Source organism: Streptomyces sp. 7R007 (genome assembly GCF_054850255.1).
Genome location: NZ_JBTWMV010000068.1, coordinates 1 through 19,515, shown reverse-complemented (window position 1 = coordinate 19,515; position 19,515 = coordinate 1). Strand labels below are relative to the sequence as shown.

The 19,515-nt window shown below is 69.0% G+C and carries 18 protein-coding genes and 4 pseudogenes; 11 read left to right on the top strand and 11 right to left on the bottom strand.

Going from position 1 to position 19,515, the window contains the following annotated elements; genetic code table 11:
* The first annotated feature begins 172 nt into the window (after positions 1–172).
* Positions 173–1,093, top strand: a complete 921-nt coding sequence (locus ACYF6T_RS40775) for a U32 family peptidase (protein ID WP_461703021.1) — start codon at positions 173–175, stop codon at positions 1,091–1,093.
* Positions 1,094–1,164: 71 nt separating this feature from the next.
* On the top strand, positions 1,165–2,403 hold the full coding sequence (locus tag ACYF6T_RS40770) for a substrate-binding domain-containing protein (RefSeq protein ID WP_461703020.1): 1,239 nt from the start codon (positions 1,165–1,167) through the stop codon (positions 2,401–2,403).
* Here ACYF6T_RS40770 and ACYF6T_RS40765 read toward each other — a convergent pair.
* A pseudogene (locus ACYF6T_RS40765) lies at positions 2,319–3,479 on the bottom strand (IS110 family transposase); the annotation flags it as partial. The gene ACYF6T_RS40770 and the pseudogene ACYF6T_RS40765 overlap by 85 nt on opposite strands.
* A 266-nt stretch (positions 3,480–3,745) precedes the next feature.
* On the opposite strand from ACYF6T_RS40765, the gene ACYF6T_RS40760 reads away from it, so the two are divergent.
* From ACYF6T_RS40760 to ACYF6T_RS40735, 6 genes and pseudogenes are all read left to right on the top strand, one after another.
* Positions 3,746–4,798 (top strand): ABC transporter permease, encoded by a 1,053-nt coding sequence (locus tag ACYF6T_RS40760; protein ID WP_461703019.1) that lies wholly within the window; start codon positions 3,746–3,748, stop codon positions 4,796–4,798.
* A 38-nt stretch (positions 4,799–4,836) separates the two neighbouring features.
* Positions 4,837–5,568, top strand: coding sequence for an ATP-binding cassette domain-containing protein (locus ACYF6T_RS40755; protein ID WP_461703018.1), 732 nt, complete (start codon positions 4,837–4,839; stop codon positions 5,566–5,568).
* A 319-nt stretch (positions 5,569–5,887) separates the two neighbouring features.
* Complete coding sequence (locus ACYF6T_RS40750) at positions 5,888–6,040, top strand: hypothetical protein (RefSeq protein ID WP_461703017.1); 153 nt, start codon at positions 5,888–5,890, stop codon at positions 6,038–6,040.
* A gap of 371 nt (positions 6,041–6,411) precedes the next feature.
* Positions 6,412–6,747, top strand: a pseudogene (locus ACYF6T_RS40745) (aldehyde dehydrogenase family protein); the annotation flags it as partial.
* Positions 6,748–7,001: 254 nt separating this feature from the next.
* Positions 7,002–7,601, top strand: coding sequence for an isochorismatase family protein (locus tag ACYF6T_RS40740; RefSeq protein ID WP_461703016.1), 600 nt, complete (start codon positions 7,002–7,004; stop codon positions 7,599–7,601).
* 10 nt (positions 7,602–7,611) lie between these two features.
* Positions 7,612–8,523, top strand: a complete 912-nt coding sequence (locus tag ACYF6T_RS40735; RefSeq protein ID WP_461703015.1) for a GlxA family transcriptional regulator — start codon at positions 7,612–7,614, stop codon at positions 8,521–8,523.
* A 175-nt stretch (positions 8,524–8,698) separates the two neighbouring features.
* On the opposite strand, the gene dmpG is transcribed toward ACYF6T_RS40735, so the two are convergent.
* The 5 genes from dmpG to ACYF6T_RS40710 form a co-directional block, all read right to left on the bottom strand.
* On the bottom strand, positions 8,699–9,712 hold the full coding sequence (gene dmpG, locus ACYF6T_RS40730; protein ID WP_461703014.1) for a 4-hydroxy-2-oxovalerate aldolase: 1,014 nt from the start codon (positions 9,710–9,712) through the stop codon (positions 8,699–8,701).
* Positions 9,709–10,656 carry an acetaldehyde dehydrogenase (acetylating) gene (locus tag ACYF6T_RS40725; RefSeq protein WP_461703013.1) on the bottom strand — a complete coding sequence of 316 codons (948 nt, stop codon included), beginning with the start codon at positions 10,654–10,656 and terminating at the stop codon, positions 9,709–9,711. The genes dmpG and ACYF6T_RS40725 overlap by 4 nt, the downstream gene beginning before the upstream one ends.
* The gene (locus ACYF6T_RS40720) at positions 10,653–11,477 is read right to left on the bottom strand and encodes a 2-keto-4-pentenoate hydratase (protein ID WP_461703012.1); all 825 of its coding nucleotides are present in this window, start codon (positions 11,475–11,477) and stop codon (positions 10,653–10,655) included. Before ACYF6T_RS40720 ends, ACYF6T_RS40725 begins: the two co-directional genes overlap by 4 nt.
* A 93-nt stretch (positions 11,478–11,570) precedes the next feature.
* Entirely contained in the window at positions 11,571–12,335 is a 765-nt protein-coding gene (locus tag ACYF6T_RS40715) for an IclR family transcriptional regulator (protein WP_461703011.1), read from the bottom strand.
* A gap of 535 nt (positions 12,336–12,870) precedes the next feature.
* Positions 12,871–13,629, bottom strand: coding sequence for an SDR family oxidoreductase (locus ACYF6T_RS40710; protein WP_461703010.1), 759 nt, complete (start codon positions 13,627–13,629; stop codon positions 12,871–12,873).
* Positions 13,630–13,765: 136 nt separating this feature from the next.
* On the opposite strand from ACYF6T_RS40710, the gene ACYF6T_RS40705 reads away from it, so the two are divergent.
* Complete coding sequence (locus tag ACYF6T_RS40705) at positions 13,766–14,398, top strand: TetR family transcriptional regulator (protein ID WP_461703009.1); 633 nt, start codon at positions 13,766–13,768, stop codon at positions 14,396–14,398.
* 8 nt (positions 14,399–14,406) lie between these two features.
* Here the strand turns inward: ACYF6T_RS40705 and ACYF6T_RS40700 are convergent.
* The 5 genes and pseudogenes from ACYF6T_RS40700 to ACYF6T_RS40680 form a co-directional block, all read right to left on the bottom strand.
* Positions 14,407–15,088, bottom strand: a pseudogene (locus tag ACYF6T_RS40700) (transposase).
* Positions 15,089–15,165: 77 nt separating this feature from the next.
* Positions 15,166–15,324: pseudogene (locus tag ACYF6T_RS40695) on the bottom strand (fibronectin type III-like domain-contianing protein); the annotation flags it as partial.
* 157 nt (positions 15,325–15,481) lie between these two features.
* The gene (locus tag ACYF6T_RS40690; RefSeq protein ID WP_461703033.1) at positions 15,482–15,856 is read right to left on the bottom strand and encodes a glycoside hydrolase family 3 C-terminal domain-containing protein; all 375 of its coding nucleotides are present in this window, start codon (positions 15,854–15,856) and stop codon (positions 15,482–15,484) included.
* Between the two features lie 346 nt (positions 15,857–16,202).
* Positions 16,203–17,156: an alpha/beta hydrolase gene (locus ACYF6T_RS40685; RefSeq protein WP_461703008.1), complete on the bottom strand. Its 954-nt coding sequence runs from the start codon at positions 17,154–17,156 to the stop codon at positions 16,203–16,205.
* A 26-nt stretch (positions 17,157–17,182) separates the two neighbouring features.
* Positions 17,183–17,509: a putative quinol monooxygenase gene (locus ACYF6T_RS40680; protein ID WP_461703007.1), complete on the bottom strand. Its 327-nt coding sequence runs from the start codon at positions 17,507–17,509 to the stop codon at positions 17,183–17,185.
* A gap of 145 nt (positions 17,510–17,654) precedes the next feature.
* Here ACYF6T_RS40680 and ACYF6T_RS40675 point away from each other — a divergent pair, with 145 nt between their 5' ends.
* Positions 17,655–18,560, top strand: coding sequence for an AraC family transcriptional regulator (locus ACYF6T_RS40675; RefSeq protein WP_461703006.1), 906 nt, complete (start codon positions 17,655–17,657; stop codon positions 18,558–18,560).
* 158 nt (positions 18,561–18,718) lie between these two features.
* Entirely contained in the window at positions 18,719–19,468 is a 750-nt protein-coding gene (locus ACYF6T_RS40670; RefSeq protein WP_461703005.1) for an SDR family oxidoreductase, read from the top strand.
* Positions 19,469–19,515 lie beyond the last annotated feature (47 nt).

The window sequence follows — 19,515 nt, the reverse complement described above, 5'->3', positions numbered from 1 at the left end:
GTGACTGCTGGCCCGGCGTCCTGACGGAGCAAGTGGGGTGCGATGTGTGACATCCCCGGAGGCCCGCTCCAAGCTGGCTTCGCGGACCGTTGACGGCTCGTCGTTGGCTGCCTACCGTCCAAGCGCAGCGATGCCGAACAGTGTTCGGAATATCGATCGAAGGGAAGTCCGGATGGACGGCATGGAAAGGTCACGGCGGTCGCTGTCCGCACTCGGTCTGCCGGAGCGGGACCTCGGGGAACTGCCCGACTCGGACAAGCGATTCCCGGACGGCGCGCAGTACCGGGTGGAGATCCCGTCGGTCGAAGGCCCGGGGCCGTTCCAAGCGGTCATGGATGAGGCCGAGCGGCACGGGATCCGGATACATCGCATCAGCCAGGGCAGTGGCATGATGCTCCTCGCCGACTCGGAGATCGAGCAGATGGTGGCTCTCGGCCGCGAACGCGAGGTAGAGGTCTGCCTCTTCGTTGGACCACGCGGCGGCTGGGACATCGGCATCCAGGCCACGTCCGCCGCGGGTGGCGGTGCAGCCGCGGTGCTGCGCGGCGCCGACCAACTCGCGTACGGCGTCGAGGACGTCATCCGGGGCTGCGACCTCGGCGTGCGCAGCGTCCTGGTGGCAGACATCGGCCAACTGTGGGTGCTCGGCCGAATGCGGCAGTCCGGCGACCTGCCGCCGGAGCTGGAGATCAAGGCGTCGATATCGATGCCGACGGCCAATCCTGCGGCGGCACGGGTGCTCGAGGACCTCGGGGTCACCACGATCAACTTGCCGATCGATCTCACTCTTGCCCAGATGGCGGCGATCCGGGGAGCAGTCGACGCGCCTCTGGACGTCTATGTGGAGGGCGCCGACGACTTCGGCGGCGTGGTCCGCTACTACGAGATCCCGGCCCTCGTGCGCGTGGCGGCTCCTGTCCACCTCAAGTTCACGGTACGGAACGCGCCGTCTCTGTATCCCTCCGGAGCGCACCTTGCCGACCTGGCCGTGGCGACCGCACGCGAGCGCGTACGACGAGCGGCGCTCGGCCTGTCCGTGCTCCGCCGGCACTATCCGGAGGCCAAAGCCAGCCCCGGACCGCTGGCGACATAAACCCGGCGCAGGCATCGAGGGGTGAACGATCCACGTACGAATATTGACTAAACCGTAGTTCACTCAGGGCCTTGACGACCTATCAGGCCAGTTCTACGTTCAGCCCCACCAAATGGGCCGAACGCCGTTCGAAATACCGGGCAGCGTGTGGCGAACTCGCCGGAGTGATCATGAAGAAGATCGATCCGCAGGTGGAAAGGGCCGTCGACACGCTCAGCCTGAACGGGCTGACCAGGCGGCGACTGCTGAGTGGCGGCGGAATGGTGAGCGCCTCGGCCGCCGCGGCGGCCTTGCTGACCGCCTGCTCGGCCAACAACAAGAGCAGTGACAACAAGACGGGCGACGGTGTCGGCGACTTCCCGAAGACACCGAAGTGGAAGTTCGTGTTCGTCAACCACGTCACGACCAACCCGTTCTTCACCCCGACGCAGTACGGCGCAGCCGACGCCTGCGCGCTCCTGAACGCCTCATTCCAGTGGACAGGCTCGAAGGACTCAAGCGTGCCTGAAATGGTGAGCGCCATGACGTCGGCCGTCTCCGCGAAGGCCGACGGCATCGCGGTGGCGGTCGTCGACAAGAACGCCTTCACCTCGCCCGTCGGCAAAGCCCTCGACGCCGGCATCCCCACCATCTCGTACAACGCGGACGGGGCCAAAGGGAATCCGGGGACGAGCCGGCTCTGTTACGTCGGGCAGGACCTCTACCAGTCCGGGGTCGAGCTGGGCCGCCGCATCGCCTCGCTGATGCCTTCCGGCGGGGACGCGGTCGGGTTCATCGCCACCCCGGGAGCGCTCAACATCCAGCCGCGCATCGATGGGGCCACCGACGCGATCAAGGCATCCGGCAAGTCGATCAATTTCAAGTCGGTCGCCAGCGGCGCGGAACTTCCTCAGGAGCTGTCGACCATCGACGCGTATGTCAGCGGACACAAAGACCTCAAGGGCCTGTTCGCGGTCGACGCGGGCTCCACGGAGAGCATCGGCAAGGTCATGAAAAAGTACGGCCTCAAGAAGAAGGGCGTGGTCGCGGGTGGCTTCGACCTGAATCCGAACACCCTCACCGCGATCAAAGCGGGCGACCTCGACTTCACCATCGACCAGCAACCCTATTTGCAGGGCTTCCTGAGCGTGCTCTACCTGTGGTTGTTCAAACTGTCCGGCGGACTGGTGATCCCGAGTGTCACCGACACCGGCCTGCTCTTCGTGACCAAGGACAATGTCGACCCCTATCTGAAGACGACGACCCGGTTCGAGGGCTCCAGCACGAAGCAGCAGTGGATCAAGCACTCCGGCCCCATCGCACACGCATGAGTTTCCTGAGCCAACCGCTCTGCCGCCATGGGCGTCTCGGTGACCGGTCTGACCTTGCTGTTCGCCTGGTGGATGGCGGGGGCGTAACAGGCATCGTCGCGCCCGCAGGCCCAGATCACGCGGAGCCAGCCGCGGGCGAGGATCCGCGCGGCATGAGCGCGGCGCTTCTTGCGTGCCTGGGCATCGGTGTGGATCTTCGTGGCCCAGCCGCTGCACTGCCGGCTGTTGTCGGCGGACGCGGTGATCGCCACGCGGGCAGGCCGGTTGGTCGCGTAGCGGAAAGTCACCGCGTGGGACGTGCCGGAGGCGCGGGTGACCCGGACGGCGCCGGTCTCGGCGATGAACTGCTCGCAGGTCTCGGCGCGCCGAGGGATCGGGCCGATCTCGCCGATGACCTGGCCGATGGCGACCCTCCCCATGCGCGGCATGGAGGCCGGCAGCGGCGCGTGGAGCTGGATCTCGACGGCGGTGGCGGTCTCTTCTTGGCCGAGGGTGCGGATGGTCGCCCGTATCGCGCACACCAGCTGGACCCGGACACGGACCCGCGTAGCGGCCTGCGGGGTCGGGTAGCGGTCCAGGCAGTCCAGTGCGATGTCGCTGCCGAGTCCGGCGAAGACCGCCCTGCCTTCCGGCCACACCTGGTCGAGCAGCGCGGCGCGCTGGTTGACGGTGGTGACTTCCGCCTCGACGTGGCCGGCCAACCTGCGGGCCGCGACTTGCAGTTGACGGCCCTTCAGGTCGGTCGGGGTAATGGGCCGCAGATGATGGCCGTCGGTGCGCTGGTAGTCGACGAGCTTGGGACTGTCCCTGGCGTCGGTCTTCGCCTTGGAAGCGCCCCAGCGCAGATGCATCGTGTGGAAGGCGTTCGGGTGCACCGGCACCAGCGGGTGACCGGCGGCCAACAGCCGGTCCACGACCAGGCCGCAGGTGGTCTCGCCGGCCACCGGCAGGCCGGCCGGGTCGCCGTACCGCCCCAGCCGGGCCTGCGTCGCCTCGATGCCCTGCTCGATGAGTGCCAGTTCCCAACGGCTCACTGGCATACCGGAGTTGTCCATGACGGTGACGTCGTGGGTCTCGGTCGCCCGGTCCTATCCGATGAACACGGAAGCCGTACTCCCATGCCGCTGACGGAGCACCCGCCCGGTGGTGAAGCCGTCTGCCGAAGGCTCATCAATCGGCCCTTTGCGGGGCGTCGCCCTCAAGCCGATCAGACGGCCTCGGTCCAGCGGGGCCGCCACAACTCATGCCGGCCATCGCGTAGAACGCGAGCGCGGCCATGCACCCGCCGGGACCGAGAGGTCACAGCCCCACCCGTGAGGGCTGCAGAAAGGATGGTCCTCTGATGAGCGAGCGCGCCGTGCAGGACACGACCGGCGGGAAGACCATCAAGGCCGGCACCCCGCCAGTGAGGCGGCACGGCCCGCTGCGCCTGGCCTTCGAGGCGTTCGTCATCCGCCGCGAGGCCACCATCTTCATCGTCGCGGTGGGCCTGCTGCTGTACTTCTGGTCCGACAACTCCGACTTCCTGGCCCGCAACAACCTGGTCAACCTCTCCCAGCAGACGGCCCCGTACGCGATCATCGCGGCGGGCATGGTGCTGCTGCTGGTCAGCGGGGAGATCGATCTGTCGGTGGGCGCCGTCTTCGCGCTGTCTCCGTTCCTGATGCACTACATGATCGACTACTACGGCACGTACCCCATCATCGCGATCATCGGCTCGATACTGGCCGGCGCCCTCATCGGTCTCGTCAACGGCTTCGTGGTGGTCGTGCTGAAGGTACCGTCGTTCGTCGCCACGCTCGGCATGCTCTTCCTCATCCTCGGCATCATGCTGACCACGTCGCACGCCTACCCGGCCCAGATCCCCGAGGCAGCACACGGGGTGCGCGGCTGGTTCGGGCAGGCGGACTGGTCGGAACTGATCTGGTGCCTGATCATCGTCGCGTACTTCCACGTGGTACTCACCCGCTCGCGCTGGGGCCTGCACACGATCGCCACCGGCGGCAACCCGCTGGGCGCGAGCGAGGCCGGCATCAAGACCGGTCGCATCAAGTTCGGCAACTTCATGGCCACCAGCGCCCTGGGGGCGTTCGCCGGCATCCTCGAGGCGTTCCGTGTCGACTCCATCGACCCGACCGCTGCGGGTGCGGACGGCGCGTCCCCGATGTTCACCGCCGTCTCCGCCGCGGTCATCGGCGGTACGGCGCTGGCCGGCGGCTCGGGGACGGTCGTCGGCGCGCTGCTCGGCGCGCTCGTCCTCGCGGAACTGCGCAACGGGTTCAACCTCATCGGCATCAACGCCAACCCGTTCAACATCATCCTCGGTGCGGCGATCATCCTCTCCATGGTGCTCAACGTGCACCTGGCCAGACTGCGAAGGGCAGGCCGCCGATGAGCGGGTTGACCGGGCCGGCAGGGACACCGGCGCTCTCCGTGGAGCACATTGCCAAGGGCTTCGGCGCGGTCACCGCGCTGCGGGACGTGAACCTGCGCCTGGACAAGGGCGAGGTACTCGCCCTCGTCGGCGACAACGGCGCTGGAAAGTCAACCCTGTTGAAGATCCTCTGCGGCTTCCACCGGCCCGACGCAGGCCGCATCCTCCTCAACGGTGAGGAAGTGACGCTCAAGTCGGTCGACCATGCCCGCTCGCTCGGCATTGACGCCGTGTACCAGGACCTGGCGCTGGTCAACGAGCTGACGGTCTACCACAACATGTTCCTGAACCGGGAGATGATCCGCGCCACCCGTCTGCTGCACAACCGTGCGATGCGCAAGATCGCCCAGGAGCACCTGGACGAGATGGGGGTGAACATCCCGTCGGTCGACGTCGAGGTCGCCAAGCTCTCCGGCGGCCAGCGCCAGGCCATCGCCGTGGCCCGCTCGGTCTACTCCGAGGCCAGGGTCCTCCTCCTCGACGAGCCCCTGGCCGCGATGGGCGCCAAGGAAGGCGCCCTCATCCTCGACCTGGTCAACGACCTCAAGGCTCGCGGCGAGGTCTCCGTCATCATCATCGCCCACAACTACGCCCAGGTCTTCGAGGTCTGCGACCGGGTCAACCTGCTCCAGCACGGCGAGATCACCTTCGACAAGCGCACGTCGGAGACATCGGTGGCCGAGCTCACCGACCTGGTGGTCGAGGAGTACCGAAGGTCACGCACCAAATAGGCGTCTTTCTGCGTGAAGAAGGCCTCGATGCCGGCGCGGATCGCGTAACCGCGCTGCCGTCCCTCTTTTTCGGAGGGAATCCCCGCCTTGAATGGGCTGGCGGGCGGGGGCGTGACAGGGCAGGGCCCCTCGCCGTTGGCGTGGTGATCTCACTCATCACACCCGTACGAGCCCGTCGAGCAGCGCATCTACGCAAGAACGAGACGTGCCGGCAGGTCGACGCCGGATTCGGTGTGTCCGGCGAGGCGACCGTCTGGCACTACGTCGACGAGACGATCGAGATACTCGCCATGAGCCGCACCCGGAAGTCGCCCCCGAGGTGCTGCGCCTGCTGCCGGAGCTGTCCTCGGGCGCGCTGACGCTGCCGTACGAGAGCTACGGGATGGCCGCACTCGGCGAGGCCGTGGAGCGGCTGCGCACCGGCAGGGTGGTGGGCAAGATCGTGCTCGACATGGGGTATGCCGACGCGTGACCGTCCCCTCGCCGCGGCAGGCGGGATTCCCTGCATCGAGAGCCGGCCGGGTAACGTGTCCGGCTGGGTCTCCTGCGCACGGTTCACCGCACCATGCAGACGATCCCGTCCCGAATCCCCGGGCCGCGCAGGGCAACCGCTCTCACACCTGTCAGGAGGAGACGGCGGAGACCACGACCACGATCGCCCCAGCGCGACATGTCAGCTGGGCGGTCTACTCGTTGACTCGGCGCGTGAGCAGCCGAGCCGCCTTTCGGGCAACGCGCAGTCGCGGAGGAGCCCCCGACCTGGATGCCCCTCCTCGCCGCGGAGGACGACGACCGGACCGTGTGGCGTAACGGGAAGACGGCAACCGGCGTGCCGAAGGGGGGGCAGAGCTGTACGGCGCCGAGTCCTTCGGCCCTGTCTGCGTGGTCGAGACGTTCACCGACGACGATGCCGCGGTGGTTCTGGCCAATGACACCGAGCATGGTCTGACCTGCGGCATCATCACCGAGAGCGCCACTCATGGGCTTACCGTCGCCCGCCGGATCCGTACCGGGATCATCCACATCAACGACCAGTCGGTGGCCGACGAGCCCCAGGCACCGTTCGCCGGGGCGAAGGCATCCGGGTACGGTCGCTTCGGCGGCCGCTGGGGGATCGAGGCGTTTTCCAACACCCGCTGGATGACCATTGCCGCCCAGCAGGCGCACTTCCCGTTCTGAAGCACAGGCGCCCGCCCACTCGTGTCTTCTCCGTCGCTGGCCCCGGATGCGCCGGAGCCGGCGACGGACTCTCCGTGGGTCCTGCCAGGGAGGCGGAGGACGCCGGCGTCCGGAGGTGAGCCGAGCCCGTCCCCGGTGCCAACGGGCTGCCTCGCTCGGCTCGCCGCGGTCCCGCTCGCCGTGACCGGATCGGTCCGGTTCAGGACTTGATGAGGTCTGTCGCCACTCCGGCTGCGCCGGTCAGGCTGGGCGACATGACCCGAGCACTGATCGTCATCGACGTCCAGGAATCCTTCCGCGCCCGCCCGCTGTGGGAGACCATCTCCCATCCGAAGATCGCCGACCAGGTGGCGCGACTGGTCCGGCTCTCCCGCCGGGCCGGAGACCTGGTGGTGTGGGTCCTGCACTCGGAGCCCGGCAGCGGCGACGTCTTCGACCCCGCCCTCGGCCACGTCCGGCTCATGGAGGAACTGGAGCGTCAGGACACGGAACCGCTGATCCACAAGACCTCGCACAACGCCTTCACCACCACCAATCTTCAGCAACTCCTCACCGAGCACGGCATCCACGAACTCACCATCTGCGGCATCCGCACCGAGCAATGTGTGGAGACCACCACCCGCGTCGCGAGCGACCTGGGCTACCGGGTCACCTTCGTCACCGACGCCACCGCGACCAACCCCGTCCCGCACCGCGACGCGCCCGCCGACCAGAGCATCGCCGAGCTTCTGGCGGACCCCCGCACCCTCGGCGCCGAGGAGATCATCACGCGCACCGAGTACGCGCTCGCCGGACGCTTCGCCACCATCGCCACCGTCGAGGAACTGGAAGCCGCGGCGGAGCAGCGGGCATGATGACCGGATCGTGAGCCACATCGCCTTCCTCCTGGTGCCGGGAGTCCATCTCCTGGACCTGGCCGGCCCCGCCCAGGTCTTTTCCACGGCCGCCGACTTCGGCCACCCCTACACGCTCAGTTACATCGCCGAGCAGCCACAGGTCCCCACCGCCCAGGGACTGCCCCTGGTGGCCCGGCTCGACTGGCCCCGGCTCGGCCCTGAGGACCTGATCGTGGTGCCCGGCTGGCGGGCGCGCACCCTGGCCGGCGCTCCCGCCATCGGCTCAGCCGTCCTGGAGCGGCTCCGGGACCACCATGCCGGGGGCGGCACCGTCGCCAGCGTCTGTGCGGGAGCCGAGGCACTGGGCCGGGCCGGGCTGCTCGACGGCCGCCGCTGCACCACCCACCACGACGTGCAGGACGACCTGGCCCGCCGCTATCCCGCAGCCACCGTCGTCCGCGACGTCCTGTACACCGCCGACGACCGGGTGGTCACCTCGGCCGGTATCGCCAGCGGTATCGACCTGGCCCTCCACCTGATCGCCACCCGCCACGGCCCCGCCGTCGCCGCGCAAGTGGCCCGGGACATGGTCGTCTACGCCCGCCGCAACGGCCACGAGCCACAGGCCAGCGCCATGCTCCGCTACCGGTCCCATCTCGACGACACCGTGCACCGAGCCCAGGACCTCCTCGACGCCCGCTTCGACCAGTCCTTGCCCCTGCCCGCCCTGGCCGCGGCCACCGGTGTCAGCGAACGCACCCTCACCCGGCTGTTCACCCGCGCCACCGGTGGCCTGACACCGCTGCGCTACCAGCAGGCCCTGCGCCTGGAACGCGCCGAGCACCTCATCAGCCACGGCGCCACCGTCGACGCCGCCGCCCGCGCCGTCGGCTTCGAGGACCCACGCATGCTGCGCCGTCTACGCACCCGAAAGCCCTGACCACCGACGGCATGGCGCTGCTCACCGGCGACAGCGCGCGCAGCGCTCGGCACGTTGTTTACAGGACACCGACCCACACGGTCCGGTTGGCGGCGAGGCGAGGAGCGCTCCGAGCGGGGGCATGCCGAGCAGGGCCGGGAGCCCCCGTCCTCCCGGCCCTGCGTCCTACGGGAGGTCAGCTCGCCTGTACGAGCCCCAGCGCCACGTCGACGATCATGTCCTCCTGGCCGCCGACGAGGCCGCGCTTGCCGACCTCGACGAGGATCGTGCGGACGTCGACGCCGTAGCGCTCGGCCGCCGCCTCCGCGTGCCGCAGGAACGAGCCGTAGACACCGGCGTAGCCGAGGGTGAGCGTCTCGCGGTCGACACGGACCGGCCGGTCCTGCAGCGGGCGCACGAGATCCTCGGCCGCGTCCTGAAGCGCGAAGAGGTCACAGCCGTGATTCCAGCCGTTGAGGTCGGCGACCGCGATGAACGCCTCGATGGGGCAGTTGCCCGCGCCCGCGCCCTGACCGGCCAGGGAGGCGTCCACGCGGGTCACACCTTCCTCGACCGCGATCATGGAGTTGGCGACGGAGAGGGAGAGGTTCTCGTGGGCGTGGATGCCGATCTCCGTGTCCGGGTCCAGCACATCACGGTAGGCGCGCATCCGCTCGCGCACGCCGTCCATCATCAGCCGGCCGCCGGAGTCGGTGACGTAGACGCAGTGGGCGCCGTACGACTCCATGAGCTTGGCCTGGCCGGCGAGGGTCTTGGCGTCGGCCATGTGGCTCATCATCAGGAAGCCGGACACGTCCATGCCCAGCTCGCGGGCGGTGGCGATGTGCTGGGCCGAGACGTCGGCCTCGGTGCAGTGCGTGGCGACCCGCACCGAGCGCACCCCGAGCGCGTACGCCTGCTTGAGCTCCTCGATGGTGCCGATGCCGGGCAGCAGGAGAGTGGTGAGGCGGGCGTTGGTGATGTGCGCGGCCGCCGCCTCGATCCACTCCCAGTCGGTGTGGCTGCCGGGGCCGTAGTTGAGCGAGCCGCCGGCGAGGCCGTCGCCGTGGGAGACCTCGATGCCGTCGACGCCGGCCGCGTCGAGCGCGGCCACGATCCGGCCCACCTGCTCGGGCTCGATGCGGTGCCGGATGGCGTGCATGCCGTCCCGCAGGGTGACGTCCTGGATGAACAGCTTGTCGGTGGTCATGCGCCAGCTCCTTGGAGTTCGGTGGTGCGGGCGGCCATGGCCTCGGCCATCCGCAGGGCCGCGCTGGTCATGATGTCGAGGTTCCCGGCGTAGGCGGGGAGGTAGTGGGCGGCGCCCTCGACCTCCAGGAACACGGACACCTGGTGGGTGACCGCGGCCTTGGTCAGGGTGTGCACCGGCTGGTCCGCGGGGACGGGAGTGATCTGTACCTGCTGCTTGAGGCGGTAGCCCGGCACGTACGCCGACACCTCGTCGACCCGCTGCGCGACGGCGGAGCGGATCGCGTCGTGGGTCGCCCCGTCGGGCGCGTCGACGAGCGCCAGCACGGTGTCGCGCATGATCAGGGGCGGCTCGGCCGGGTTGAGGATGATGACGGCCTTGCCGCGCTCGGCGCCGCCGACGGTCTCGATGGCGTGGCTGGTCGTCTCGGTGAACTCGTCGATGTTGGCGCGGGTGCCGGGACCGGCGCTCTTCGAGGCGATCGAGGCGACGATCTCCGCGTACGGGACCGGAGCCACCGCGGAGATCGCGGCCACGATCGGGATGGTGGCCTGGCCGCCGCAGGTCACCATGTTGACGTTGTCCGCGCCGACATGCTCCGCCAGGTTCACGGCGGGGATCACCATCGGGCCGATGGCGGCGGGGGTGAGGTCGATGAGCTGCTTGCCGTACGGGGCGAGCGCGTGGGCGTTGGCCATGTGCGCCTTCGCGGACGTGGCGTCGAAGACGATCTTGATGTCCTCGAAGCCGTCCATGCCGATCAGGCCCTGGACGCCTTCGGCGGTCACGGGGACCCCGAGCCACCTGGCGCGGGCCAGCCCGTCCGAGGCGGGGTCGATGCCGACCATCGCGCCCATCTCCAGGGTCTCCGACAGGCGGAGCACCTTGATCATCAGGTCGGTGCCGATGTTGCCCGAGCCGATGACGGCAACCTTGGTCTTCATGCGGAGGCTCCTTCGTCGCCGGAAGTGTGGAAGCGGACGGAGACGGAGCCCAACCCGGTGACCTCGGCGCGGAACACGTCTCCGGCCGCGGCGGGCACCATCGGGCCGAGCGCGCCGGACAGCACGACCTGGCCCGCGCGCAGCGGATCGCCGACGTCGCGCGCGGTGCGGGCGAGCCAGGCCAGGGCGGCCAGCGGATCGCCCAGGCAGGCCGCGCCGTCGCCGCGGGAGACGGTCTTCCCGCCCCGTTCGAGGGTCATGGCGGCCTCCACCGGCTCGAAGTCGGTGAGCGGCTTGGCCGGGGTGCCGAGGACGTAGAGCGCGGAGGAGCCGTTGTCGGCGACGGTGTCGCCGAAGGTGATGTCCCAGCCGGCGATCCGGCTGTCCACGATCTCCAGTGCGGGGACGGCGTGCGCCACCGCGGCCCGGATCTGCGTGGCGTCGAGCGGTCCTGCGGCGAGGTCGGCGCCCAGCACGAACGCGATCTCCGCCTCGACCTTCGGCTGGAGCAACTCGTCGACCGGTACGGATGCCCCGTCCGCGACGCTCATGTCCGCGAACAGCACCCCGAAGTCCGGCTGGTCCACGCCCAGTTGCTGCTGCACGGCGGCGGAGGTGAGGCCGATCTTGCGGCCGGTGACGCTGCCGCCCGCTTCGAGACGGCGCGCGGTCAGCAGCGCTTGGACGGCGTAGGCCGCCTTCACGTCGTCGCTGCCGATCAGATCACGAACCGGTGGACAGGGCACACGGTCGGCGGCGGCACGCAGCAGGCGATCGGCTGCCTGAGCCACAGGGGCGTCGCCGGGAGGGAACTCGTTCATGCCGACAGCTTGAACACGAGTGCCGTCTCAGGCCCAGCGACGAGTTCCGCCTCGCGGAACTCGTCCGTCGATCCGTCTCCGGGCGGTGCCCGATCAGTGGCTGCGCAACTCCTCGCGACGGCAGAGTGTCGCGGAAATCCCGGCCGCGGCGGCACGCACACTGGCGGCGTGCCGGGCGGGCTGGAACCGGTGGACCGGGCCTGTCACACTGATTGCCGCCATGATGTCGTCCGACGGCGAGAAGATCCCGGCGGCCACGCAGACGATGCCGACCGCCGACTCCTCGTACTCGAAGGCCACCCCCTGGGTGACGGCGTCGGACAGCTGGCGGGTCAGCACCTCGACGTTGGTGATCGTCCGCGGCGCCTTGCGCTCCAGGGGACCGCGCAGCACGGCCTCCCGCACTTCGTCGGGGGCGTGGCTCAGCAGCACCTTCCCCAGAGCCGTCGCGTGCAGCGGCATCCGGCCTCCGAGCCGCGACGGGGAGTTGGCCTGCTGGTGGCCGCCCACCTTGGCGACGTAGACGACCTCCGTTCCCTCGCGGGTGCCCAGATGGACGAGTTCGTGCGTGCGCTCGTACAGGTCCTCAAGAAACGGCGTGGCCACTTCGAGCAGCCCGCGCTCGACCGACGCGCGCATCCCGAGCTCGAAGACGAGCCCCGACAGGCGGTAACGCTCCTGGACACGGTCCAGCAGCCGTGCCGCCACCAGGTCCCGGAGCACCCGGTGCAGGGTGCTCTTCGCGAAACCCGTACGTCGCCGGAGTTCGGTGAAGCCCAGAGTGGTGTCCTCGACGGTGAACGCCTGCAGCACGGCGAGTGCCTTGCTCAGGACGCCGCTCGGCGCGTCGTCGCTCAAGAGGGTCTTCCTTCCGGGGCATCGCAACACCTCGAATGTACGGGAACATCCTGCGCACTCCTCGCGGTGACGGCGCGTGACCGGCAATGCCGACATCGATCGGGCGGATGAGCGACGACGAGCGGGCGGGAAGTGGCGTGTGCGGGGACCCGCGGTTGATTCGGTGAGTTCGGGCTTGTGGCCGTGGGACGGGGCAGCAGCGGCAAGGTGGTCGAGTCCCAGGCGCCCGGGAACCACGGCGGTCGTCAGCAGCGACGAGGGCCAGGAACCCGGGTCGGAACGACGGGTGGGACTTCCCCTGTCTGTGCTCTGAGGGCCGGTGCGACGCCCCCGCCCAGGGCGGTGCATGCCGCACGGCAGCGAGGGGCGTCGTGTGCGTGACGAGGTAAGAGGTCGCACGGATAGGCGTGGCAGGGGGCTTCGGCGGCAGAACTGGCACAGGTCTTGGTGATCACGGGGTGTGACGCTCAGTGATCATTGGGGAGACCTGTGCCAGCAATGCCATCGTGCTGAGCCCAGGCGGTGGGAGGCGGAGTCAGGTGAGGGTTTCGCCGCCGTCGACGGTGATGATCTGACCGGTGACGTAGTTGTTGGCCATGAGGAAGAGGACCGAGGCTGCGGCTTCCTGGGCGGTGCCGAAGCGGCCGAGGGGAGTGGTCGATCCGGCGGCGGCAATCGCCTCGTCGGAGTCCAGCCCCGGCCGCGAACGCCAGAGTGGGGTGTCGATCCGGCCGAAGCGGACGGTGTTCACGCGCAGCCGTGCGGGAGCGAACTCCACGGCGAGGGCCTTGGTGAGGGTCTCCACGGCACCGACGACCGACAGCGGGGCGGCCATGCCGGGAGCGGGCCGGACCGCGAGGATTCCCGAGCTGAACGTGAGAGAGCCTCCCGCGGGAAGCCGGGTCGCCGCCGCGCGGGCCGTGGTGAAGGCTGTTTGAAGGCGGGAGTCGAAGGCCGCGCGGATGTCGTCCGCGGATAGCCCGGTCAGGGGGCCGGCGCCGCTGATGTCCCCAGCGGTGACAAGCACATGGTCGACATGGCCCGCCCGGTCGAAAGCCTCGGCGAGGGTCTGCTCGTCTCCGCCATCACCGGCAACGCCCAGCACGGCGTCGTCAGGATTCTCGGCCGGGCTCGCGCTCCGCACTCGGGAGACGGCGGCTTTCAGCCGGTCGGGGTTGCGGCCGACCAGCACCACACGGGCGCCGACCGAACGCAGCAGGACGCCCGCCGCCAGCCCGATGCCTGAGCTTCCGCCGATGAGGACGGCGGTCGTGCCGGAGAGGGCGCTCGGCAACGGCGAACGAACGGGGATAGGAGTCGCAGTGCTCAAGGAAGAGCCTTCCCATGGACTAAACCAACTGGTTGTTTTACTAACGTGTCGATACTCCCGCTGGAGCGGAGAGGAGTCAACCGGATGGTTTAATTCGTCCATGGCCTATGACGCGGAGGACACCAGACGACGGATTTTCACCGCAGCCGCCGCCGAGTTCGCCGAGCACGGCCTGGCGGGGGCCAGGGTCGACCGGATCGCGACGGCAGCCAGGGCCAACAAGCAGGCCATCTACCTGTATTACGGGAGCAAGGAGAAGCTGTTCGCCGCCGTCCTGCGGGCGAAACTGGAGGAGGTCCGCTTCTCCGTCTCCATCGATCCCGACGCCGTGGCCGAGTCGGTCGGGCAGATCTTCGACTGGTACCAACAACACCCGGAGCTCATCAGGCTCCTGCTGTGGGAAGCACTGGAGGCATACGACGAACCCGACGAGAACGAGCGGGAACGCCGTGACGCTTTCCGCGAGAAGGCTCACCGGCTCGCGGGCGCAGCCGCGCCCCAACTTTCCGAGGACGCACGCGTCCGCGCCGCCCAGGACCTGCTGTTCACCGTCATGGGGCTGATCGCCTGGAACTTCGCGGTGCCCAAAATGTGCCGCATGGTCCTGGACGAGGAGACCGACCAGGCCGCCTTGGCCCGCCGCCGCGAGACAGTGATCGAAGCCGCTCGCACACTCGCCACTACCGCCGGACGCCTCCACAGAGGGGTCCCGAGTAACGGGTCGGGCAGATAGGCGTGTGGTCATGGTCGTCGGGTGGGGCGCTCGTCCCGGCGGCGGGTGGTCCGTGCCAGCCGGATCAGGCTGCGCACGGTGATGATCGCGTCGGCAGGGTCAAAGAATGCGTCGACGACGGTGGTGCGCCGCTCGTAGCAGCGGGCGAGCCGGTGGAAGGCGTTCTGCCAGGCGTGGGTGTGCTCCACGTGCCAACGCTGACTGGCCTGGATGGCGCCTTCTCGCCTTTGTGCGCGATGCGACCGTGGGGGCCGCATTCGCTGAGCAGCGTGCGGTTTTGGCCGAGTCGTAGCCGGAGCCGGCGTCCCGGTGCACGCTGATGCAGTCGGGCAACGGTCCCAGGTCGTCCAGGCGGTCCAGGGTCGAAGCGAGCAGCGGGGGAGTCGTGGCGGTTGGCGCGAGCCAGGACACGGCCCAGGGGAATGCCGTACCCGTCTGTCATGCCCGAGCGTTTTCAGGCCCTGTTTGCCGCGGTCGACCGGTGAGCGGCCGGCGACCTCGCCGCCTCCGGGCGCCTTGGTGATGGAGCCGTCCACGGCTACGGATCGTGGTGGCCGAGCAGGTCGTGTCGACGATCGCCTCGGAGAAGCAGCCGAAGCGCAGCAGGTGCAGCATCTTGCCGAAGGTGATCCGGTCGCCGATGCGCCGGCGGTGGCGGCCGCGTGGATGCTCTGGAACAGGGAGCAGCAGGGAACGCTCATGTACGGGGAAGAGGCGTGGCCGGGGCGGGGCCAAGGCCACTGGCGGCGTGCGTCGAGGACGCAGGCGGCACGGGACCCGTCGTAGGAGGCCAGCGAGGTGGTGTCGAAGCTGATGGTCACGGTCTGCGAGGCGCCGGGAGCCAGATTGTCGGTCTTCGCGTAGCCGGCCAGCTGCTGGCACGCCTTGTCCTGGCCGGTCTGCGGGGCGGAGACGTAGACCTGCACCACCTCGCTGCCGCTGTAGCGCTTGCCGGTGTTGGTGACCTTCGCCCTCTCACCTGCTGCGCGTTCGCGGTGACCTGCTGCGCTCGGACATCGAAGTCGGTGTAGGAAGCGCCGTAGCCGAAAGGGTAGTTGACGACGGAGGAGGGGTCGGGGGGAGTCATTTGTAGAACGAGTCGTTGCTCAGCACGTCGACCAGGGCGTTGCCGCTCTCCTGACCGGCCTGGCTCATGAGCGGCATCGCGTCCAGCGCGAGCCCGCCCGAGGAGTCGTTCTCCGCCCTGTTGATCTGCTGGTAGAAGCTGGTGTCGATGACGCCGCCGGAGTTGATGACGACGACCACTCGCTTGTACGGGCGGCCCAGGAGTTCGAGGTTGGCGCGCTCGGCGTCGGCCAGTTGGTAGTCGCCCTTGCCGGACGAACGGTCGGAGCCCTCACCGGAGTTGCGGGCTGTCACGTAGAGGGCCGTGTCGGTCTTCGTGGTGGGCTTCACCGTGTCGGTGGTGAGCGGCTGCTCCGCCGAGGAGTAGTCGATCGTCGGGCCGCCAGGGCGAAGGTTTCGGTGATACGGGCCGAAACAGCGCGGTGGTCGGCGGAGTTGGGGCAGGTCGGCGAGCCGGTGGCTGTCGGCGCGTACGCGTACGCAGGTGACGCTCTGAGGCTTGCGCTATGACGCCATGTGGCGCGGTGGTACTCGGCAGGTCGGCACCGAGTGCATCAGGTTTTCACGCGGCTGGAAGCCTGGGAAGCGAAGCCTCGCCCTTGCTGGGCACGAGCACCTCGTGTGAGGCCTGCGGCAGCTGCGTCGGTCTCATGCGGCGAAGCCGCCCACGCCCGCCGATGGGCAGCAAGAGACCTCGGCGATGCTGCGTCACGTATTTCTAGCCCAAGAGGCGTGTGAGCCAGTCGATGCGGGTGCGACGGGCTGTGGTCGAGATCTGCGCCTGCGGGTACAGGGCGTCGAATCCGTGGAAGCCGCCCGCCCACACATGGAGTTCGGACTGACCGCCCGCCGCCCAGATACGGGTGGCGTAGTCGGTGTCCTCGTCCCGGAAGACCTCCGCGGAGCCGGTGTCGATGTAGGTGGTCGGCAGGTTGGAGAGGTCCTGGGCCAGCGACGGCGACATGTAGGGGGAGACGTCGGCGTCGGCGAGGTCTCCGAGGAGCGAGTGCCATCCGAACGCGTTCATCTCGCTGGTCCAGACGCCGGGGGTCTTGGAGTACTGGTGGCTGGAGGTGGTGGCGTTGCGGTGGTCGAGCATGGGGCAGATCAGCATCTGCGCGGCGATCGCGGGACCGCCCTGGTCACGGGCGAGCAGGCTGACGCCGGCGGCGAGGCCGCCCCCCGCGCTGGCGCCTGCGACGATGATGCGGGCGGGGTCGATGCGCAGCTCGGCGGCGTGCTGGGCGACCCAGAGCAGACCGTGGTAGCAGTCGTCGACCGGGACGGTACCGGTGGACTCCGGCGCGAGCCGGTAGTCCACCGAGACCACGACCGCGCCGAACTGGTCGAGCCATTCCAGCGGGATGTCGATCTGGGAGTAGCGATCACCCATGACCATCCCGCCGCCGTGCATCCAGTAGATGCAGGGGGCAGCGGTGGCGGCATCGATATGCGCAGGGCTGAGGATCGACAGGGGGATCGGGGTGTCGTCCCTGGCCGGCACGGTGATCTCGCGCCGCTCGACCTGCCGGTGTGCGAGGAGGGACTCGATGGGCGTCGAGGGCAGTTGGCGCAGGTGCGCGAGGATTTCCGGGGTCAGCTCGGACATGAGGGGCATGTCGGCCAGGAGTTCACGCAGTTCGGGGTCCAGAGCGGGGCGTGCCGTGGTCATGGTCGTTGCCTTTCGCAGGGGCTTGATCAGGGCTTCCCGAGGGCGGCTTTGCCGCCGACGGGGACGTGGTCGGTGTACTCCGGCTCCTTGGCCAGCAACGGGCCGAGCTGCGCCACGAGGGCCTGAGCGGTCTCACCGGCGAAGAGCCGGTGATGGTCCTCCTCGCTGGTCCAGCCCTCGGTGACGTGGACGATGTCGGGGTCGGAGGCGGATCGGGAGACCAGGTAGACGAGGCAGTGTTCACTCGCACCAGGGCTGCCCTCGTCCATGCCGGTCAGCAGCAGGTTGATCAGACGGTCTCCCGCGGCGGGCTTGGCAGTCAGGGTGGCGCTGAAGCCATATGTGGCGATCATGGTCGTCCTCTCGGTCGGCTGTGGAGCGAGGCGACTTCCATTGAAGCGACCTGACCTGCGGAAACGTTAGAACGATGCTGGCGTGGACTTGCACGATCCTCGCGAGCACGGGAGCGCCGGCCCGCAACGGTGCTCCAATGTCCGCATGCACCTCGAAGAGCTACGCACCCTGTTGGCCCGGCACGCCGGGCCTGACTGGACCACCGCCATCGACGGCGTGCTCGTCTCCAAGGTCGACCGCTCGGACCCGCCGGAGCTGTCCATGTCCGGCATGGTGCTCGCGGTGATCGCCCAGGGCGCCAAACGACTCGCTCTGGGCGACCGGGTCTACGAGTACGGTCCCGGGCAGTTCCTGGTCGCGTCCGTCGACCTCCCTGTCACCGGCCAGTTCACCCAGGCCGCCCCCGAACAGCCGGCCCTCGGCTTCGGACTCACGTTGGAGCCGTCCGCCGTAGCCGAGTTGCTCTTCCAGGCCGGCCCCGGTGACACCCCTCGCACCGGCGCGAGCGCGCCCTCGGCCATTGCCGTCAGCGACGCCCCGCCCGCGTTGCTCGACGCGGTGGTACGGCTGCTGCGGCTGCTCGACGAACCTCGCGACCGGGCCGTACTGGCCCCGCTCGTCAAGCGCGAGATCCTGTGGCGGCTGATCACCAGCGAGCAGGGCGCGACGGTGCGTCAGTTGGGCCTCGCTGACAGCAGCCTCAGTCACGTCTCGCGGGCCGTGCGCTGGATCCGCGAGAACTACGCGCATCCCTTCCGGGTCGAGGACGTGGCCCGGATGTCCGGCATGAGCGCCTCAGCCTTCTACCGCAACTTCCAGGCGGTGACCGCGATGAGCCCCATCCAGTTCCAGAAGCAGATCCGCCTCCAGGAAGCCCGGCTGCTGCTTGCCACCCACCCGGGCGATGTCACCGGAGTCGGCCGGCGCGTCGGCTATGACAATCCCTCCCAGTTCAGCCGGGAGTACCGCCGCCAGTTCGGCGCGCCGCCCAGCCAGGATGCCGCGCGCCTGCGTAATGCGGTGCGCGCCCCCAGCGGTGTCCTGTTTTGAGGAGTACGGCGGTCAGTAAGGAGGATCAGACAAGGAGACGAGAGGATAATGCTACTGTTCCCGCAGGTCAGAGCGATCCAATGGGATTGGCAGTTCGTCAGCGGAGCAGGAAGACGCCGACGCTCCGCGCATCCCGTCACATCGCCTGGGAGCACAGCATGAACACTGTTCTGATCACCGGTACGTCGTCCGGATACGGTCGGGCCACCGCCCTCCACTTCCACGAGCGGGGGTGGAACGTCATCGCCACGATGCGCACCCCGCGCGCGGGCGTCCTGCCGGAGTCGGACCGGCTGCGCATCCTCGCACTCGATGTGACCGAGCCCGCGAGCATCACGGCCGCGTTCGAGTCGGCGGGATCCATCGACGTCCTGGTCAACAACGCGGGGGTGCCCTCGATCGGCGTCTTCGAGGGCACCTCGATGGCCCAGGTGCGGGAAGTTTTCGAAGCCAACACCTTCGGTGTCATGGCGACCACGCAGGCCGTGCTGCCCCGCTTCCGCGCACGCGGCTCAGGCGTGGTGGTCAACGTGACCTCCAGTGTGGTGCTGGGCCATATGCCGCTCTCAGCCGTCTACAAGGCGAGCAAGATGGCGGTCGAGGGCTTTACCGCGTCCCTCGCGCTCGAACTCGCGCCCCTTGGTGTGCGGGTGAAGACGGTCCAACCGGGAGCCTGTCTGACGACGAACTTCGCCGTTCGCGCCATGAACGGCGCCTCACCGGACGAGCTGGTCTCGGAACCCTACGCAGCGTGGGCGAAGAAAGCCATGGACTCCTTCACCGCGCAGGAGCTGTTCACCGAGGAGACCGATGTCGCCGAGGCGGTATGGCGCGCCGTCCACGACACGACTGGCCAGCTGCGCTTCCCCGCCGGCCCCGACGCGCACTGGCTCGCCCAGGCGAAGTGACACGCCACCCGGCGCGGTGGCCATGTGCTGATGTCAGACCCCAGGTC

Bases quoted from the DNA above. Each gene is read 5' to 3' on its own strand.
- ACYF6T_RS40775 (WP_461703021.1), top strand. From the start codon at position 173: ATGGACGGCATGGAAAGGTCACGGCGGTCGCTGTCCGCACTCGGTCTG.
- ACYF6T_RS40760 (WP_461703019.1), top strand. From the start codon at position 3,746: ATGAGCGAGCGCGCCGTGCAGGACACGACCGGCGGGAAGACCATCAAG.
- ACYF6T_RS40740 (WP_461703016.1), top strand. From the start codon at position 7,002: ATGACCCGAGCACTGATCGTCATCGACGTCCAGGAATCCTTCCGCGCC.
- dmpG (WP_461703014.1), bottom strand. From the start codon at position 9,712: ATGACCACCGACAAGCTGTTCATCCAGGACGTCACCCTGCGGGACGGC.
- ACYF6T_RS40725 (WP_461703013.1), bottom strand. From the start codon at position 10,656: ATGAAGACCAAGGTTGCCGTCATCGGCTCGGGCAACATCGGCACCGAC.
- ACYF6T_RS40720 (WP_461703012.1), bottom strand. From the start codon at position 11,477: ATGAACGAGTTCCCTCCCGGCGACGCCCCTGTGGCTCAGGCAGCCGAT.
- ACYF6T_RS40705 (WP_461703009.1), top strand. From the start codon at position 13,766: ATGGCCTATGACGCGGAGGACACCAGACGACGGATTTTCACCGCAGCC.
- ACYF6T_RS40685 (WP_461703008.1), bottom strand. From the start codon at position 17,156: ATGACCACGGCACGCCCCGCTCTGGACCCCGAACTGCGTGAACTCCTG.
- ACYF6T_RS40680 (WP_461703007.1), bottom strand. From the start codon at position 17,509: ATGATCGCCACATATGGCTTCAGCGCCACCCTGACTGCCAAGCCCGCC.
- ACYF6T_RS40675 (WP_461703006.1), top strand. From the start codon at position 17,655: ATGCACCTCGAAGAGCTACGCACCCTGTTGGCCCGGCACGCCGGGCCT.
- ACYF6T_RS40670 (WP_461703005.1), top strand. From the start codon at position 18,719: ATGAACACTGTTCTGATCACCGGTACGTCGTCCGGATACGGTCGGGCC.